We start from the raw sequence: 14932 nt of genomic DNA, 5'->3' as shown, positions 1-14932 counted from the left end.
CAAGTCGTAATCTATGTTCAAGCGCTGCAGAACAGCCATGTAATCCATAACGTCATGTAGAGGAACGAATTATGAAACTTGCCAAAAAAATGATTTTAGCCGCCGCTATGCTTCCACTTACTTTGGGTACGACCGCTGCGTTTGCCTTTGGTGGTCATGGTTGGGATAAGGAAGGGGATGGCTCTTGTGGTGGTAAAGGCGAGCGCGGGATCTGGAAACAGCTCGATTTAACGTCGGAACAGCAGGCTCAGCTGAAAGATATGCGTGAGGCGAACCGTGAAGAAATGCGCGCTAATCGTGGACAAAATCGTGATGCGATGAAAGCACTACATTCACAAGAGCGTGCTCTGGTGTTAGCCGCCGATTTTGATCAGGCTGCCGCCGAAAACCTTGCAAAACAGATGGTGGATCAACAAGTGACTCACCGCGTAAAAATGATGGAAAAACGCCATCAAATGATGAGTATTTTGACCGCGGAGCAGAAAGCCAAATTGCAGACCCTGCAACAGGCACAAATGGATCAATGCATGATGGACGGTTCTCACGGTAAAGGTAAGCCTCGTCATCAATAAGGGCATCGCCCATTCCATCACCACAAGGTAGCCTCGCGCTGCCTTGTGGTTTTTTGCATCTCGGTTATATACTCGGGCTTCTTTAACTTAATGAATTGGTGAGGCGATGAAAAAGGAATACGCCCGTTTAGTCACCATGGCAGCATGGACGGCAACGTCAGTCGCGACGCTGCTACTGGTGGTGAAAGTGGTTGCGTGGTGGGTGACAGGTTCGGTCAGCTTATTGGCTTCCTTAATCGACTCGGTGCTGGATATTGCCGCCTCTGTGGTTAATCTCATCGTATTGCGTTTTGCTCTGCAACCTGCTGATCAGGAGCATGCTTTTGGACATGGCAAAGCGGAATCACTGGCCGCACTCGCTCAAGCCATGTTTATCTCTGGCTCCGCTTGTTTTCTGATCCTTAATGGTGTCGATCGTTTCTTCCGCCCACATGAACTGAATGCACCTGAGCTAGGCATTTATGTCAGTGCGTTGGCGATGGTGGTGACTTTTGGCTTGGTGTTATTCCAACGTCATGTGGTGAAAAAAACTGGCAGTCAGGCGATTGCGGCCGATTCACTTCACTATCAATCGGATCTACTGATGAACGCGGCAATCATGGTGGCACTAGGATTAAGCTGGTGGGGCTTTGGTCAAGCGGATGCGATATTTGCGATCGGCATCGGCCTCTATATCTTACTGAGCGCCTTTAAAATGGTGCATGATGCGGTGCAGACGCTGCTCGACCGTAAATTACCCGATGAAGAGTTGGAGCAGATCCTCGCGATCTGTCTGAGCGTAGAAGGGGTGATTGGGATGCATCAATTACGGACGCGAATGTCAGGGCCGGTAAGATTCATCCAACTTCATTTGGAATTGGATGACAACATTTCATTGCTCGAAGCGCATCATATTTCGGATCGGGTTGAGGATAAGCTGTGTGATGCCTTTAAAGGCGCGGATGTTTTGATTCATCAAGATCCCCATTCCGTGGTACTTGAGGCAGAACAGCGACAAAAATCTCAATGGTGAGGCGACAAAAGAAGTCAGTTTGGCTATCTTTTCCCCAAGTTAACAAAAAAACGCCAATCCTGACATGAATCAACACTGGGTCAGTACAAAACTGTAATACTCTTACATAAGTAGAAAACTTACAGAATTTAGTGCAAATAACAGTAGTATTCCTAATCGGGAAAGGTAACATTACGCACAGTTTTTGAATTTTTCTGTCTGGTTCCTACAAACCAGACGGCGTAGAAATTGATATTCGATTCGCAAAGTTCGAGGGTGAGCATGATTAAAAAAATCGGTGTTTTGACGAGTGGTGGCGATGCCCCAGGTATGAACGCGGCTATTCGTGGTGTAGTGCGTACGGCACTCGGCGCAGGTCTAGAAGTGTTTGGTATTTATGACGGTTACCAAGGTCTGTACGAAGATCGTATCAAGCAACTAGACCGTTCAAGCGTGTCTGACGTGATCAACCGTGGCGGTACTTTTTTAGGCTCTGCACGTTTCCCACAATTTCGCGAAGTAGAAGTTCGTGAGAAAGCGATTGAAAACCTGAAAAAACACGGCATTGAAGCGCTGGTTGTGATCGGCGGTGACGGCTCTTACATGGGGGCAAAAAAGCTGACTGAAATGGGTTTCCCATGTATCGGTCTGCCAGGCACCATCGATAACGATATCGCGGGTACCGATTACACCATCGGCTATTTGACTGCTCTGAACACGGTTATCGAAGCGATTGACCGTCTGCGTGATACTTCTTCTTCACACCAACGTATCTCTATCGTTGAAATCATGGGTCGTCACTGTGGTGACTTGACGCTGACTTCTGCGATTGCGGGTGGCTGTGAATACATCATCACGCCAGAAACAGGTCTGAATATGGAACAGTTGATCTCTAACATCAAAGACGGCATCACCAAAGGCAAAAAGCATGCGATCATCGCGCTGACTGAGCTGATGATGGATGCCAACAAGCTGGCGAAAGAGATTGAAGCGGCGACAGGTCGTGAAACGCGCGCAACCGTATTAGGCCACATCCAACGTGGTGGTAAACCAACCGCATTTGACCGCGTACTGGCATCACGCATGGGTAACTACGCAGTGCATCTATTGATGGAAGGTCACGGTGGTCGTTGTGTGGGTATCCAGAAAGAGCAACTGGTTCACCACGACATCATTGATGCGATTGAGAACATGAAGCGTCCTGTGCGTACTGATCTGTTCAAAGTGGCAGAAGAGCTGTTCTAAGCACACTCCGCTTTGTATCCAGAGACAAAAAAGACCGCCTTGGCGGTCTTTTTTATGCGCGGAAATCTTAGTTAGAGAATGATGTCTCGCACTTGTGGATCTTTGCGCTCTAAATAGTGAATGGAGCGGATGCGGCGGATCGTACGGCAGCGGCCACGGATCAGCAGCGTTTCGGTGGTCGCGATATTGCCCTTGCGGCTGATGCCATCAAGTAGATCACCCTTGGTGATGCCGGTGGCGGCAAAAATCACGTTATCACTGCGTGCCATGTCTTCCATCTTCAGCACTTTGTTTGCCTCAACACCCATTTGTTGGCAACGTTCAAGCTCTTTGGCGCCCCAAATACGGTTATCTTCCGTATCACCTTTGACTTGGTGACGAGGCAGCAGGCGACCTTGCATATCACCATCCAGTGCGCGGATCACCGCTGCAGACACCACACCTTCTGGCGCGCCGCCAATGCAGTACATCATGTCTACTTCGCTATCGGGCATACAGGTCAGAATCGAAGCTGCCACATCGCCATCCGGCACCGCAAACACACGCACGCCCATTTGTTGCATCTCGGCGATGACGTCATCGTGGCGTGGTTTGGCAAGCGTGATCACCACTAAATCGGTTAATGGTTTACCGAGTGCTTTGGCGACATTGTTTAGGTTATCTTTCAGTGGTAAATGCAGATCGATACAGCCTTTTGCACCGGGGCCGACCACCAATTTTTCCATGTACATATCAGGGGCTTTTAAGAAACTGCCTTTTTCGCCGGCCGCAAGCACGGCTAACGCGTTAGATTGTCCCATGGCGGTCATGCGAGTGCCTTCGATAGGGTCGACCGCAATATCAACCGCATCGCCCCCCAGACCGACTTGCTCGCCAATGTACAACATAGGCGCTTCATCGATCTCGCCTTCACCAATCACAATTTCACCGCTGATCTCCGTTTGGTTGAGCAGGATGCGCATCACTTCTACCGCAGCACCATCAGCGGCATTTTTATCACCACGTCCTAACCATTTATAGCCTGCGAGTGCGGCACCTTCGGTGACGCGGGAAAAAGCCATTGCTAAATCGCGTTTCATGTTTGCTTTGCTCCAAACCCAAGAGAGAAATTTTGCGCGGCATTCTACCACACTCCCAAGTAAACGTTTGCCTTTTGCGGCGATTCGCCTTTGCCTTTGATCAAAAACGCGCAAGAAAAGCCGATGTTTGCTGGTAAATGCACTTAGCCAGCGGGCGTGACGGTCAGTTAAGTTAAGCTTGCGTCAAATTGCGCGGTTTTTTTAACCGAATAGCGAAAAAGATCGAACTTAGGGCGTGTTTCTGTGCACAGGGCTGAGTAGAATGAACTCAATCAGTGAAGTCCACTTCACCTCAACCGAATCAACAAGGGTAAAACGTCATGTCTTTTGAAGTATTAGAGAAACTGGAAGCGAAAATTCAAACCGCAGTAGACACTATTGCATTGCTGCAAATGGAAGTTGAAGAGCTGAAAGAAGAAAAACAACAACTGCAAAATGAAGCACAAGAGCTGCGTGAAGCGCGTGAGGCACTTGAGCAACGTGCACAGCAAGTTCAGCAAGAGCATGCGGCATGGCAAGAACGCATCCGTAGCCTGCTAGGCAAAATGGAAGACGTGGAGTAATTCTCCTCATGAAAACGCCGACAGTGATGTCGGCGTTTTTGATCGTGGCGAGGCGTTTTCGCTTAAACTTGTGGTCGAACGCCCAAGGTGTGACATAACGCGTAAGTCATTTCGGCACGGTTGAGTGTGTAGAAGTGGAAATCTTTCACGCCTTCACGGCACAGCACGCGCACCATATCGATCGCTTGGCTTGCTCCTACCAATTGACGAGTCACCGGATCCTCATCCAACCCTTCAAACTGCTTCACCATCCAATTCGGAACTTTCACGTTGTTTTGCGCAGCAAAGCGCGACGCTTGTTTAAAGTTAGACACCGGCAAAATTCCAGGAACGATTTCTACGTCAATCCCAGCTGCAACACAGCGATCGCGAAAACGCAGGTAACTTTCGACATCAAAGAAAAACTGAGTGATAGCACGATTCGCACCCGCATCGACTTTACGTTTTAAATTGAGCAGATCCGCTTGTGCGCTTTTGGCTTCTGGGTGTACTTCGGGGAATGCTGCAACCGAAATATCAAAATCGTGACGGGATTTGAGCAGCGTCACCAGATCGGAGGCGTACATGTCTGGCTTACCGCCACCAGCAGGAATGTCACCACGCAGCGCCACAATATTCTGGATGCCATTATTCCAGTAGTCATCGGCGATCTGGATCAGCTCATCACGAGTGGCATCAATACAAGTCAGGTGTGGCGCGGCAATTAAACCGGTTTGGTCTTTGATGGCTTTAATGATCGAGTGAGTACGATCACGCTCGCCAGAGTTGGCACCATAAGTCACCGAGACAAATTTGGGTTGGAGAGTCTTCAGGCGATGAACGGAGTTCCACAGCGTCTCTTCCATTTGAGGAGAACTGGGTGGAAAAAACTCAAACGAAACATTGATGTCGGAAAGCTCTGCAATGTTTTGGTTCAATGCATCGATATGGCTAGCGTGTGTGTATCCCATCTTGTACTCCCTGTGACTGAGTGTCACTGCCTGAATCCGAATTGACGTTTAGACGTCTATATGGCTGTAGAATGTCGTGAATGCGCTTTGATGTCAACCTCACCATTATGAAGATTACTCATGTTGATCGTGAAGCAGATTCAAGCTTGAAAAAGTAATTGAGTGCTATGTGTGGTTCAAAAAGCCAATCAATAGAAGATGATACTTTTAATGCAAGAAAGTATAGAAGATCGATGCAAAAGCTCGCCATTTCGGCGAGCTTTGTTGTATAGAGAAAACCCCCAGCTAGGCTGGGGGTTCCGTAAAGCTTTCAGCTATAAGTCAGTTATAAAGCCCCTTTCAATTTGTTAAAACACTCTTGCGGTCTGGCAACTGCGAGAGTTAAACAGAAATTGAAAGGGGGTCCCAATGGGGGACGAAAAGAGCTTAGCGCACACGCGCTGGAACTGTAAATACCACATAGTCTTTGCACCGAAATATCGACGTCAGGTGTTCTACGGAGAAAAACGTAGAGCAGTGGGAGAAATATTGAGGAAACTATGTGAATGGAAAAATGTGAACATTCTTGAAGCAGAGTGCTGTTCGGATCATATCCACATGCTTTTAGAAATTCCGCCGAAAATGAGCGTTTCAGCTTTTATGGGATACTTGAAAGGTAAAAGTAGCCTAATGCTTTATGAACGATTCGGAGATTTGAAATTTAAATATCGGAATCGGGAATTTTGGTGCCGAGGGTATTATGTAGATACGGTTGGTAAAAATACGACCAAGATACAGAACTACATAAAGCATCAGTTGGAGCAGGATAAAATGGGAGAGCAATTGTCGATCCCATATGCAGGAAGCCCGTTTACGGGCCGTAATTAATCGTCATATGCAAATGTCAGATCGTAATGCGCCTGTTAGGGTGCTGCTTGTAAGAAAGCCTTATAGGCGCATATGAAAAACCTCCGGCTATGCCGGAGGATATTTTTTTTTAGGGGACTGAACGTGAGGGCTAGAGTAGGCTCGCGAGCAGATTCAAATCGGACTGAATCGCACCGGCTGTGACTTCACGCCCTGCGCCGGGGCCACGGATCACCAGTGGGTTATCACGATACCATTTGCTCTCGATGGCAAAGATGTTGTCACACGGCAGTAAGTTAGCCAGTGGATGGTCTTGCTCTAGCGCTTCAACGCCAACGCTGGCTTTGCCATTTTTCTCCAATCTTGCTACGTAGCGCAGTACCTTGCCTTGTTTCTGAGCACGGGCGAGGCGCTCAGCGAGCTGCTCGTTGAGCAGTTTGCTGTTGTCGAGAAAATCATCCAGTGATACGGAGCGTAGCTCCGCAGGGACGAGGGACTCTACTTTTACGTTGTGCGGTTCGATCTCAAGACCAGACTCACGGGCCAAGATCACCAATTTACGCATTACATCAGAGCCATCCAGATCGCAACGTGGATCGGGTTCAGTCAAACCTTGTTGCCAAGCTAAATCAACCAGTTCACTGAACGGTAAGCTGCCGTCGTATTGCTGGAACAGCCATGAAAGTGTGCCAGAGAAAATGCCCGAAAGTGCCATGATGTCATCACCACTTTCTCGTAGGTCACGCACCGTATGGTTAATTGGCAAGCCTGCGCCCACTGTGGCGTTATACAGCCAGTGGCGGCCAATTTTGTGAAAGGCATCTTTAACTTGATAGTAATAATTCCCCGCAGCAGAGCCAGCCACTTTATTGGCCGAAATGAGGTGCAAACCTTGTTCGGCAATCTCAAGATACTGCTGGGCTAGTTCTTCACTGGCTGTGACATCAATGACAACACCTTCATCGTAGCCGTCCAACGCGCCAAGCTTTTTCAGCCAGCTTTGTTCTTGATGTGGCTGTGCTTCATCTTGGAAATGAGTAGCAACTTGGTTTGGATTAATGCCTTGCTCATTAAACCAGTAGGTTTGGCTATCGACTACTGCAACCAACTCAAAATTCATGCCGTGGCGTTGCTCCAATTTCTCTTTTTGTTCAGCAAACAGTTTGAGCCAACTTGAACCGATATTGCCTTTGCCACACAGTGCAATCGCCACGCGTTTTTGGGCTTGGAATAACTGTTTGTGGATACCATTCACCAATGAATTGATTGGGGTTTGGCGCAGTATGGCGACTAAACTGAGGCTTGATTCCGAGGCGCTGATAAATTCGACCGGCAAAGCATTCAGTTGTTGGTAGAAACCATAGCAGTGGTTCGGGTTTTTGGTGACGCCGGCACCAACCGCGGCAATCAGGTCATAGCCTTCTTTGAGCTTGATTTCGGCTTCAAAAGCAGCATCTTGCAGGGCAGAAAATGCTCCGGGTGCGATTTCTGCTGTGTAAGCTAAGTGTAAGCGGTATTGATCTGGCTGCGCTTCGTAAGTCAGAGGTTGCAGTTGCACGCGCTGCAAATGCTGTAACACATCTTCTTGCAAGCGTTGGAAATCATGGTGATGGGCAAAACTTAGCTCAATTAGCAGCACATCATCGAGTGAAGTAATGATTTTCGCGCCGCGACCAGAAGCCAGTACCCGCTCAATGCGAGTAGAACCCGATTCCGGCTGGTGGCTGCAACGCAAGTGAAGCTCCATGGTGCTTTGCGCGACAGGTTGTAGTGTGCGGCTATGTAGCACGGGGGCGGCTAAGCGTGCTAGCTCATTGGCCTCATCAAGTCTCAGCAGTGGCAGTAAACAGGCATCACTGACAACGCGTGGATCGGCGCTGTACACGCCAGCCACATCACTCCAAATGGTCACGCGTGACACTTCAGCCAGTGCGCCAATCACGGTGGCAGAATAATCAGAGCCGTTACGACCGAGCAGGACAGTATCGCCCTGTTCGTTTTGTGCCATAAAACCGGTGATGACGATTCGGCGTTGGCTATGTTGTGCCAACACGGCTTTCAGTAGCGGGTAAGAGCGCGCGCGATCCACTTCCGGTTGTGTGCCCGCTTCGGCACGTAAGAATGCACGCGCATCTTGCGCGACGGCCGGTAAATCTTGCTGATTCAGTAATGCGGCAAGTAAACGAGCCGACCATTGCTCGCCATGTCCTAAAACCCAAGCGTATTGTGCGTTACTAAGAGGAGCCGTGAGCTCGCCTAACACGCTGATCTCTTGTTGCAGTTGGCTAAGTAGTGGTTCAGCCGCTTCGTTGTTGAGTAGCTTAGTAATCAATTCAGACTGATATTGGCGCAGCGCATGTAAGGTTTCATGGGCAACGCGACCATCTTTACTGAGTGCTTCGACAAAACTGATCAAACGGTTCGTGGTTTTGCCAGCCGCAGAAACCACCACCAAATCATCACTCTTGGAATAACTTTTAAGAATTTTCGCGACACGCAGATAACACTCTGGATCGGCAAGGCTACTACCACCAAATTTGTGCAGTTGACGAGCGTGAGTCATTCACTGGCCTCCTTAATACGCGGCAAGAGTTTGTTGAAAGGCTTGGTCAAGGTCGGCAATGAGATCAGAGGCATCTTCAAGACCGACGGAAAGACGCAGCAACTGTTGTGATACCCCAGCTTCAGCGAGCGCTGCTTCACCCATTGCACGATGAGTCATGGAGGCGGGGTGACAGATCAGGCTTTCTACCCCACCGAGCGATTCGGCGAGTGAGAATAGCGCCAACTTGCCCACAAAGAATTTCAGCTGCTCAAAACTACCGGCAAACTCGAAACTGAGCATCGCGCCAAAGCCCGATTGCTGTTTTTTGGCAATCTCATGACCCGGATGGTCGGGCAGACTTGGATGGTAAATTTTGCCAACCAATGATTGAGTCTGCAGATAGGCCAACATCTGCTGTGCACTCTCTTCATGCACGCGCATCCGCGCGCCCAGCGTGCGAATGCCACGCAAGGTCATGTAGCTATCAAATGGAGTGCCGGTTGAACCTAAGCAGTTACCCCACCAAGCGAGTTCTTCGGCATGTTGCTTGTGTTTACAGATCAACACGCCGCCAATCACATCCGAGTGACCATTAATGTATTTGGTGGTGGAGTGCAGCACAAAATCTGCACCTAAGGTGAGCGGCTTTTGGAATACTGGTGTCAAAAAGGTGTTATCTACAGCCACCAAAGTACCTTGTGCTTTCGCTAACTGACAAAGATGAGCGATGTCCACCACACGCACTAAAGGGTTGGATGGGGTCTCAATCAGTAACAGCTTGGGTTTGCGGGCTAAAGCTTGGGTGAGAGCCTCTTCGTTGGATTGATCCACAAACTGTACGTTGAAGTCGCCTTTTTTAGCGCGCGTGTTGAGCAAGCGATAAGTGCCGCCGTAGCAGTCGTGTGGTGCCACAATCAGATCGTTAGGGCCTAACAGCGCGGTGACCCACAAATTGATGGCCGAAGTACCGCAGTTGGTCACCACCGCACCTTCACCACATTCAAGCTCATACAGGGTTTGCTCTAATAGACCACGGTTAGGGTTGCCTGAGCGGGTGTAATCGTATTTTGGCACTTCACCAAAGGCGGGAAAACCATAGTTGGTCGAAAGATAAATCGGTGGTACAACGGCATGGTATTGAGTGTCCGATTCAATCCCGGTACGAACCGCAATGGTGGCTGGCTTGCGTGTGGTCATGGAGTTTCCTTGCTGGCTATTCTGTCCTAGAGAGCATCATCATATACCTTTCCTGCTTTAAGCTGCAGTGTCGGTTGTCGCATCGCAACTTTCCCTAACTGGGGGATGAGGTTTATCCGTTGCCCATAAATTACTCGACACTTTACTGATGTTAAATAAAGACGTCAACACTTCTAGACGTCTATATGTCTTTGCTTATGGCAGTAAATCCCGCTAAAATTAGGGCCTTTGAAATTTCGATTCGAACCACAATAACGAAGGTGCGCAATGGCAGACTGGAATGGCGAATACATCAGCCCCTATGCAGAGCATGGGAAAAAGAGCGAGTTGGTAAAAAAAATCACGGTATCCATTCCGCTAAAAGTTCTCAAAGTGCTAACGGATGAGAGAACACGCCGTCAAGTCAATAACTTACGTCACGCAACCAACAGTGAATTGCTGTGTGAGGCCTTCTTGCATGCTTATACTGGCCAGCCGCTGCCGACGGACGAAGACCTGCGTAAAGATCGCCCTGATGATATTCCTGCCGAAGCCAAACGTTTGATGACCGAAATGGGGATTGAGTTCGAATCTTACGATGAGTAGCTAGCGACATTGGCTAAGTGAAAGATTAAGCTCATAAAAAAGCCCCTCGTGCGAGGGGCTTTTTGCTATCCATGCAAACAGATTACGCCTGCATATAGTTTTCTGGCATTGGAATACGAGCCACACCCGATTCCACCGCGGCTTCCGCCACCGCACGCGCTACACGTGGCAATAAGCGTGGGTCCATTGGTTTTGGAATGATGTACTCAATACCGAAACTGAGCTTATCCACTCCCGCTGCGGCCAAAACTTCTGCCGGTACGGGCTCTTTGGCTAATTGACGAATCGCTTCTACGGCGGCGAGTTTCATCTGATCGTTGATTTCACTGGCGCGAACATCCAGCGCACCGCGGAAAATAAATGGGAAGCAGAGAACGTTATTAACTTGGTTTGGATAGTCGCTGCGACCAGTACCCATGATCATGTCATTGCGGACTTGATGGGCAATTTCCGGTTTGATTTCTGGATCGGGGTTGGAACAGGCAAACACCACTGGTTTGTCGGCCATCAGTTTGAGTGCGTCGGCTGGCAGTAGGTTCGGGCCAGAAACGCCCAAGAACAGATCGGCACCGGCAATCACATCTTCCAGCGTGCGTTTGTCGGTGTTGTTGGCAAACAGCTGTTTGTATTCGTTCAGATCATCACGGCGAGTGTGGATCACGCCTTTGCGATCCAGCATGTAGATTTTCTCACGCATTGCACCGCATTTGATCAATAGTTCCATACACGCTACCGCAGCGGCACCCGCCCCAAGACAGACGATCATACAGTCTTTCAGTTGTTTACCTTGCAGCTCTAATGCGTTGAGCATACCCGCAGCGGTCACAATCGCGGTGCCGTGTTGGTCATCGTGGAACACAGGCACATCACAACGTTCAATCAGGCGGCGTTCAATTTCAAAGCAGTCTGGCGCTTTGATGTCTTCTAAGTTGATGCCACCGAAAGTATCCGCGATGTTCGCTACCGTATCGACAAATTCATCGATGGTGCGGTGTTTGACTTCAATATCAATCGAATCCAGTCCTGCAAAGCGTTTAAACAGCAGCGCTTTCCCTTCCATGACAGGCTTGGAGGCCATTGGTCCTAAATTGCCCAGCCCCAAAATAGCGGTACCGTTAGAAATGACTGCAACGGTGTTACCTTTCGCGGTGTACTTGTACACATTTTCCACGTTTTGTGCGATTTCACGAACCGGTTCTGCTACGCCTGGGCTGTAAGCCAGCGCAAGATCGGCGGCGGAGTCTGCAGGTTTGGTCAGTGCGATACCAATTTTTCCCGCGGTTGGGTAAGCATGGTAATCGAGAGCACGTTGGCGAAACTGTTCTTCCGGTGTTGGGGTGAGGTGATTGTCATCGGACATAGGGCTGTTCTCTTATAGTTATTTATGGGAAAGGTCACAAATTCTAATGTATGTCTTGCAAGCTGCCTAGGTTAGACACTGAGCAAAGGGTACAAAAAAAGCGAAGATCTTGCTGATAAGACCAGTGAAAATGTGAAATGCGGAGAAGAAATAGCCAGAATGTGCCGCTTAAAAGCGTTTTATATGCAGATAAGTGAGTGAAGAAATGGGTATTGATAACGACGATGAATCTTGTCACTCATTTCAGAATGCGACATATGAAAAAAGGACGCCGAAGCGTCCTTTTTCAAAATCTTGCGTAAAGCAGAAATTACTTCTTCGCAGACAGTGCGCCGAAACGCTTGTTGAAGCGCTCAACACGACCACCGGTGTCAACGATACGTTGCTTACCAGAGTAGAATGGGTGGCACTTGTCACATACGTCTAGGTGCATTGAATCTTTACCTAGAGTAGAGTTGAAAACGAAAGAGTTGCCGCAAGAACAAGTTGCGTTTACTGCTTTGTATTCTGGGTGGATACCAGCTTTCATGGGATAACCTCAATTTAGGCCGTGTCGCCATCCGAATCGATTGTCGTCGGACACCACACGTAGTGTTAAAAATAACGATTTTGCATATCCAGAGAGGTCAACCCTCTAGGATGCCGTAAGGCGCGATATATTAATGAATCTCGGGGTTCGGATCAACCGATCTCGCTGATTATTTCACCAAAAGCGCAGGTCGAATTTCTGCTACGCTTCCAGTAGACTGTGATCCGTTTGATTTTTCGCTGTTTTGGACCCTGATGCGCCCCACCATTGCCCGAGTTTGCCTGCCTGTACCTCTGGATAAGTCCTTTGACTATCTGATCCCTGCTCATCTATTTCCTGTGCTGGGTGGACGTGTACAAGTGCCGTTTGGGCGGCAAACCTTGGTGGGTATCGTCCAGTCGCTCACGCATCAATCTGATTTTCCTATCGAACAGCTTAAATCACTGCAAGCGGTATTGGATGAAGTACCAGTGTGGCCAGATAAACTTCAGTCTCTGCTGCACTGGTGTAGTCAGTTTTATCATTATCCGCTCGGTGAGACTTATGCGAATGCGTTGCCCGGCGCTCTGCGCAAAGGCAAAGCCGCTGAACTGACTAGCCATAAAGAGTGGCGTTTGACCGCGCTTGGTCAAGATCAGCTCATGCTTGGTGTGAAGCGTGGTGCGGTAAAACAAGCCCAAGTTCTTCATTTGCTGCAACAGGGTGCCTTATCTCACCAAGCCTTACTTGATGAAGAGGTGAGTAGTGCAACACTCAAAGCCCTCGTGGAGAAAGGCTGGATTGAGTGTGAAGAGCGTAAGCCGATTGCACGACCTTGGCCGCAAGAGCTCGAAGCCAAAGTGGATAAACCTAAGCTCAATCAAGAACAGGCAATTGCGATCGCCGCCGTCAATAGCCACCAAGGGTTCGGCTGCTTTCTGTTGGATGGTGTGACGGGCTCTGGAAAAACCGAGGTATACCTCAACCTTATTACGCCTGTGCTAGCACGCGGCGAGCAAGCCTTGGTGTTGGTGCCTGAAATTGGTTTGACACCACAAACCATCAACCGTTTCCGTCAGCGTTTTAATGTATCAGTGGAAGTGATGCATTCGGCGCTTAATGATACCGAACGGCTCAATGCTTGGTTGGCGGCACGCGATAAAGTGGCGGGCATCGTGATTGGTACCCGCTCAGCGCTGCTCACGCCCTTTGCCAAGCTCGGCATCATTATTGTTGATGAAGAGCATGATGGCTCTTACAAACAGCAAGATAGCCTGCGTTATCACGCGCGCGATGTCGCGGTGATGCGCGCGCATTTGGAGAACATTCCGATCGTGCTTGGCTCGGCAACGCCAGCCTTAGAGACTTTGCATAATGCACTCAGCGGTAAATACCATCACTTGCAACTGACGCAGCGCGCCGGTAATGCGCTACCCACGCGTAACCACGCTCTGGATGTGAAAGGGCTGTATCTGGAAAGTGGCCTGTCTGCCCCTTTGATTGCAGAAATGCGCCGCCATTTATCGGCGGGCAATCAGGTGATGCTGTTTTTAAACCGCCGCGGTTTTTCTCCGGCGTTGATGTGTCATGAGTGTGGCTGGATTGCGGAATGCCAGCGCTGTGATGCCTATTACACCTACCATCAACATAGCAATGAAATGCGCTGCCACCATTGTGGTTCACAGCGTCCTGTTCTCCATCAATGTAAAGGGTGTGGCTCAACCCAGTTGGTAACGGTTGGCGTGGGGACTGAGCAGCTTGAAGCGCAATTGCAAAGTTTATTCCCCGAGTATCGATCGGTACGGATTGATCGTGACAGCACACGGCGTAAGGGCAGTTTGGAATCCGCATTAACTGCGATTCGCAAAGGCGAATATCAGATTCTGATTGGTACGCAAATGCTCGCGAAAGGGCATCACTTCCCCGATGTCACCTTAGTCGCGTTGTTGGATGTCGATGGTTCACTGTACAGCAGTGATTTTCGCGCTGCTGAACGTTTAGCTCAGCTGTTTATTCAAGTGGCAGGGCGGGCAGGACGAGCCAGTAAACCGGGCGAAGTGGTGTTACAAACGCATCATCCGGAGCACAGCTTGCTACAAGCCTTGCTGCACAAAGACTACCACCACTTTGCCTTAACCGCGCTAGAAGAGCGTAAACTGGCTCAACTGCCGCCTTATTCCTTCCTGAGTTTATTTCGGGCGGAAGCCAATCACAGCGGGCAAGTGGAAGACTTTCTGCGCCAAGTGCGCGAAACATTGCGCTGCAATCCTTGGTTTGACAGTGAATGTATGGTGCTAGGCCCAACGCCAGCGCCACTCGCGAAAAGAGCGGGAAAATTCCGTTGGCAACTCTTGTTGCAAACGCCTAACCGCACCTTGATGCAGAAAATTTTGCAAAGTGCGCGTCCGGCGCTGCAACAACTGCCATTAGCCAATAAAGTGCGCTGGTCGATCGATATCGATCCGCAAGATCTGAGTTAACCTATCGGCCA

At 49.3% G+C, this 14932-nt stretch carries 13 protein-coding genes; 7 read left to right on the top strand and 6 right to left on the bottom strand.

Annotated features, from left to right (window positions below; all coding sequences use genetic code 11):
- Positions 1–71: 71 nt before the first annotated feature.
- The 3 genes from MKA69_RS03460 to pfkA all read left to right on the top strand — a co-directional run bounded on the left by MKA69_RS03460 (position 72) and on the right by pfkA (position 2808).
- Positions 72–572, top strand: a complete 501-nt coding sequence (locus MKA69_RS03460) for a CpxP family protein (RefSeq protein ID WP_055027445.1) — start codon at positions 72–74, stop codon at positions 570–572.
- Between the two features lie 106 nt (positions 573–678).
- Complete coding sequence (gene fieF / locus MKA69_RS03455) at positions 679–1584, top strand: CDF family cation-efflux transporter FieF (RefSeq protein WP_009355365.1); 906 nt, start codon at positions 679–681, stop codon at positions 1582–1584.
- Positions 1585–1845: 261 nt separating this feature from the next.
- On the top strand, positions 1846–2808 hold the full coding sequence (gene pfkA / locus MKA69_RS03450) for a 6-phosphofructokinase (protein WP_000591797.1): 963 nt from the start codon (positions 1846–1848) through the stop codon (positions 2806–2808).
- 71 nt (positions 2809–2879) lie between these two features.
- On the opposite strand, the gene glpX is transcribed toward pfkA, so the two are convergent.
- On the bottom strand, positions 2880–3887 hold the full coding sequence (gene glpX / locus MKA69_RS03445; RefSeq protein WP_305847504.1) for a class II fructose-bisphosphatase: 1008 nt from the start codon (positions 3885–3887) through the stop codon (positions 2880–2882).
- A gap of 320 nt (positions 3888–4207) precedes the next feature.
- Here glpX and zapB point away from each other — a divergent pair, with 320 nt between their 5' ends.
- Entirely contained in the window at positions 4208–4450 is a 243-nt protein-coding gene (zapB, locus tag MKA69_RS03440) for a cell division protein ZapB (protein ID WP_000007388.1), read from the top strand.
- A gap of 62 nt (positions 4451–4512) precedes the next feature.
- Here the strand turns inward: zapB and metF are convergent, their stop codons facing one another.
- Complete coding sequence (metF, locus tag MKA69_RS03435; RefSeq protein WP_000542400.1) at positions 4513–5400, bottom strand: methylenetetrahydrofolate reductase; 888 nt, start codon at positions 5398–5400, stop codon at positions 4513–4515.
- A 408-nt stretch (positions 5401–5808) separates the two neighbouring features.
- On the opposite strand from metF, the gene tnpA reads away from it, so the two are divergent.
- A complete protein-coding gene (tnpA, locus tag MKA69_RS03430; RefSeq protein WP_055027481.1) occupies positions 5809–6267 on the top strand; it encodes an IS200/IS605 family transposase in 459 nt (152 codons plus the stop codon).
- Positions 6268–6397: 130 nt separating this feature from the next.
- On the opposite strand, the gene MKA69_RS03425 is transcribed toward tnpA, so the two are convergent.
- Positions 6398–8809 carry a bifunctional aspartate kinase/homoserine dehydrogenase II gene (locus MKA69_RS03425; protein ID WP_305847503.1) on the bottom strand — a complete coding sequence of 804 codons (2412 nt, stop codon included), beginning with the start codon at positions 8807–8809 and terminating at the stop codon, positions 6398–6400.
- Positions 8810–8821: 12 nt separating this feature from the next.
- On the bottom strand, positions 8822–9988 hold the full coding sequence (locus MKA69_RS03420) for an O-succinylhomoserine (thiol)-lyase (protein WP_305847502.1): 1167 nt from the start codon (positions 9986–9988) through the stop codon (positions 8822–8824).
- 267 nt (positions 9989–10255) lie between these two features.
- Here MKA69_RS03420 and metJ point away from each other — a divergent pair, with 267 nt between their 5' ends.
- Complete coding sequence (gene metJ / locus MKA69_RS03415) at positions 10256–10573, top strand: met regulon transcriptional regulator MetJ (RefSeq protein WP_000796267.1); 318 nt, start codon at positions 10256–10258, stop codon at positions 10571–10573.
- 82 nt (positions 10574–10655) lie between these two features.
- On the opposite strand, the gene MKA69_RS03410 is transcribed toward metJ, so the two are convergent.
- Together MKA69_RS03410 and rpmE are read right to left on the bottom strand one after the other, a co-directional pair.
- Positions 10656–11933, bottom strand: a complete 1278-nt coding sequence (locus MKA69_RS03410) for a malic enzyme-like NAD(P)-binding protein (protein ID WP_055029186.1) — start codon at positions 11931–11933, stop codon at positions 10656–10658.
- 310 nt (positions 11934–12243) lie between these two features.
- The gene (rpmE, locus tag MKA69_RS03405) at positions 12244–12462 is read right to left on the bottom strand and encodes a 50S ribosomal protein L31 (RefSeq protein ID WP_000643443.1); all 219 of its coding nucleotides are present in this window, start codon (positions 12460–12462) and stop codon (positions 12244–12246) included.
- 254 nt (positions 12463–12716) lie between these two features.
- Between rpmE and priA the strand changes: the two genes are divergently transcribed.
- Positions 12717–14921: a primosomal protein N' gene (priA, locus tag MKA69_RS03400; RefSeq protein ID WP_305847501.1), complete on the top strand. Its 2205-nt coding sequence runs from the start codon at positions 12717–12719 to the stop codon at positions 14919–14921.
- Positions 14922–14932: the final 11 nt, after the last annotated feature.

Origin of the sequence: Vibrio sp. AH4 (genome assembly GCF_030710545.1) — a bacterium.
Classification (GTDB): Bacteria; Pseudomonadota; Gammaproteobacteria; order Enterobacterales; family Vibrionaceae; genus Vibrio; species Vibrio metoecus.
This window is presented reverse-complemented; position numbering and strand designations above follow the sequence as displayed.

Bases quoted from the DNA above. Each gene is read 5' to 3' on its own strand.
- MKA69_RS03460 (WP_055027445.1), top strand. From the start codon at position 72: ATGAAACTTGCCAAAAAAATGATTTTAGCCGCCGCTATGCTTCCACTT.
- fieF (WP_009355365.1), top strand. From the start codon at position 679: ATGAAAAAGGAATACGCCCGTTTAGTCACCATGGCAGCATGGACGGCA.
- pfkA (WP_000591797.1), top strand. From the start codon at position 1,846: ATGATTAAAAAAATCGGTGTTTTGACGAGTGGTGGCGATGCCCCAGGT.
- glpX (WP_305847504.1), bottom strand. From the start codon at position 3,887: ATGAAACGCGATTTAGCAATGGCTTTTTCCCGCGTCACCGAAGGTGCC.
- zapB (WP_000007388.1), top strand. From the start codon at position 4,208: ATGTCTTTTGAAGTATTAGAGAAACTGGAAGCGAAAATTCAAACCGCA.
- metF (WP_000542400.1), bottom strand. From the start codon at position 5,400: ATGGGATACACACACGCTAGCCATATCGATGCATTGAACCAAAACATT.
- tnpA (WP_055027481.1), top strand. From the start codon at position 5,809: ATGGGGGACGAAAAGAGCTTAGCGCACACGCGCTGGAACTGTAAATAC.
- MKA69_RS03425 (WP_305847503.1), bottom strand. From the start codon at position 8,809: ATGACTCACGCTCGTCAACTGCACAAATTTGGTGGTAGTAGCCTTGCC.
- MKA69_RS03420 (WP_305847502.1), bottom strand. From the start codon at position 9,988: ATGACCACACGCAAGCCAGCCACCATTGCGGTTCGTACCGGGATTGAA.
- metJ (WP_000796267.1), top strand. From the start codon at position 10,256: ATGGCAGACTGGAATGGCGAATACATCAGCCCCTATGCAGAGCATGGG.
- MKA69_RS03410 (WP_055029186.1), bottom strand. From the start codon at position 11,933: ATGTCCGATGACAATCACCTCACCCCAACACCGGAAGAACAGTTTCGC.
- rpmE (WP_000643443.1), bottom strand. From the start codon at position 12,462: ATGAAAGCTGGTATCCACCCAGAATACAAAGCAGTAAACGCAACTTGT.
- priA (WP_305847501.1), top strand. From the start codon at position 12,717: ATGCGCCCCACCATTGCCCGAGTTTGCCTGCCTGTACCTCTGGATAAG.